Annotated in this window: 2 rRNA genes (1 of these 2 cut by a window edge); both read left to right on the top strand. The window is 48.8% G+C overall.

Features of this window, described 5'->3' with window-relative positions:
• Nucleotides 1–1,544, top strand: a 23S ribosomal RNA gene (locus ACJJIC_RS00010) (it extends 1,337 nt beyond the left edge of the window).
• A 203-nt stretch (nt 1,545–1,747) separates the two neighbouring features.
• Nucleotides 1,748–1,863: ribosomal RNA gene (gene rrf / locus ACJJIC_RS00005) — 5S ribosomal RNA — on the top strand.
• Nucleotides 1,864–2,500 lie beyond the last annotated feature (637 nt).

The raw sequence follows: 2,500 nt of genomic DNA, 5'->3' as shown, positions 1-2,500 counted from the left end.
GGCGAAAGCCGTAGTCGATGGGAAACAGGTTAATATTCCTGTACTCGCTATTGCTGCGACGGAGTGACGGAGAAGGCTAGGCCGGCATGGCGATTGGTTGTCCATGTTTAAGGTTGTAGGCTGGGGACTTAGGCAAATCCGGGTCCCTAAGGCTGAGAACTGATGACGAAGCCCACTTGTGGGTGAAGTGGTTGATGCCCTGCTTCCAGGAAAAACTTCTAAGCTTCAGGCAATAGTGAATCGTACTCTAAACCGACACAGGTGGTCAGGTAGAGAATACCAAGGCGCTTGAGAGAACTCTGGTGAAGGAACTAGGCAAAATGGTACCGTAACTTCGGGAGAAGGTACGCCGGTTTTGGTGATGGGACTTGCTCCCTAAGCTGAGGCCGGTCGAAGTGACCAGGTGGCTGCGACTGTTTATTAAAAACATAGCACTCTGCAAACTCGTAAGAGGACGTATAGGGTGTGACGCCTGCCCGGTGCCGGAAGGTTAATTGATGGGGTTAGCTTCGGCGAAGCTCTTGATCGAAGCCCCGGTAAACGGCGGCCGTAACTATAACGGTCCTAAGGTAGCGAAATTCCTTGTCGGGTAAGTTCCGACCTGCACGAATGGCGTAACGATGGCCACGCTGTCTCCACCAGAGACTCAGTGAAATTGAAATCGCTGTTAAGATGCAGTGTACCCGCGGCTAGACGGAAAGACCCCGTGAACCTTTACTACAGCTTTGCACTGAACTTTGAGCCTACTTGTGTAGGATAGGTGGGAGGCTTTGAAGCAGTAACGCTAGTTACTGTGGAGCCGTCCTTGAAATACCACCCTGGTATGTTTGAGGTTCTAACTCTGGTCCGTTATCCGGATCGAGGACAGTGTATGGTGGGTAGTTTGACTGGGGCGGTCTCCTCCCAAAGAGTAACGGAGGAGTACGAAGGTGCACTCAGCATGGTCGGAAATCATGCAATGAGCATAATGGTATAAGTGCGCTTGACTGCGAGACAGACATGTCGAGCAGGTACGAAAGTAGGTCATAGTGATCCGGTGGTTCTGTATGGAAGGGCCATCGCTCAACGGATAAAAGGTACTCCGGGGATAACAGGCTGATACCGCCCAAGAGTTCACATCGACGGCGGTGTTTGGCACCTCGATGTCGGCTCATCACATCCTGGGGCTGAAGCCGGTCCCAAGGGTATGGCTGTTCGCCATTTAAAGTGGTACGCGAGCTGGGTTTAGAACGTCGTGAGACAGTTCGGTCCCTATCTGCCGTGGGCGTTGGAAATTTGAGAAGAGTTGCTCCTAGTACGAGAGGACCGGAGTGAACGAACCTCTGGTGTTCGGGTTGTCACGCCAGTGGCATTGCCCGGTAGCTATGTTCGGACGGGATAACCGCTGAAAGCATCTAAGCGGGAAGCCTCCTTCAAGATTAGATTTCCCTGACTCCTTGAGAGTCCTAAAGGGCCGTGGAAGACTACCACGTTGATAGGCTGGGTGTGGAAGCGTTGTGAGGCGTTGAGCTAACCAGTACTAATTGCCCGTGCGGCTTGACCATACAACAGAGATGGTTACTAACGACTAGCTAAGCTAGCGGATTGTGGAATGAAAGACACACAATGATCGCTTGCGGTGTATTACTACAGATTGTTTTACCGACTTATTTGGGGTTATCGCCGGTCAACAGACCGAGGCAAACAGCGATAACACGGCAGGCCAAGCAGATTGCTTATAAGACCAACGCCAACCCAAGCCAGTTTGCCTGACGACAATAGAGTTGTGGAACCACCTGATCCCTTGCCGAACTCAGAAGTGAAACGCAACATCGCCGATGGTAGTGTGGGGCTTCCCCATGTGAGAGTAGGTCATCGTCAGGCTTCTAATCCGAAAGGGCCACCCAATAGGGTGGCCCTTTTTTTATGGGCAAAAAAAATATTGAATGCATCAAAAAATAAAAACAGAGAATAAAAAAATAAATTCAAAATACAGAAAAAATAAAAAGCCGAATCGAATTTTTACTCGCAACACTCCCGCCGAAAAATCCAACTCGGTAAAAGCCAATTAAACAAGCGCAGGCTCTAAAAAGTTCTGAGGAGCCTTCCCTCCTATAAATAAAGCGCTTTCTTAGATTTTTTCTGTAAGGAAAAAATGGAAATACAAAAAAATAACGCGCTTTATTTAATCTGCACCCCAAGCACCACCACAAAAACACCTGAAATTAAAAAGTGCTCTTTAGCCTAGAAAAATTATTGCGTTGAAAAAAACGGCGCAGAAATACCAATAAAAGTACCGGTGATTTTTTGCACGTTTTAATGAACCTGTGCAACCACGGGGCCTGGCGCGGATATACCGCAGTTATGCACAAGTCTATCCAGACTTTCTGTTAATAACGCCAAGCGGTGGAAAGTGGATAAATGGCTGGTGTTTTTTTACCCGTTGAAAAGGCCCCCGCGGAAACAGGGGCCTGAGCGTGGATATCCCTGAGTTATACACAGCTCTATCCATGGATTCTGT

Source organism: Microbulbifer mixtoriginis (SeqCode) (assembly GCF_052468275.1).
The sequence above is the reverse complement of the archived record's forward strand: the minus strand, read 5'-3'. Positions and strand labels throughout refer to the sequence as shown.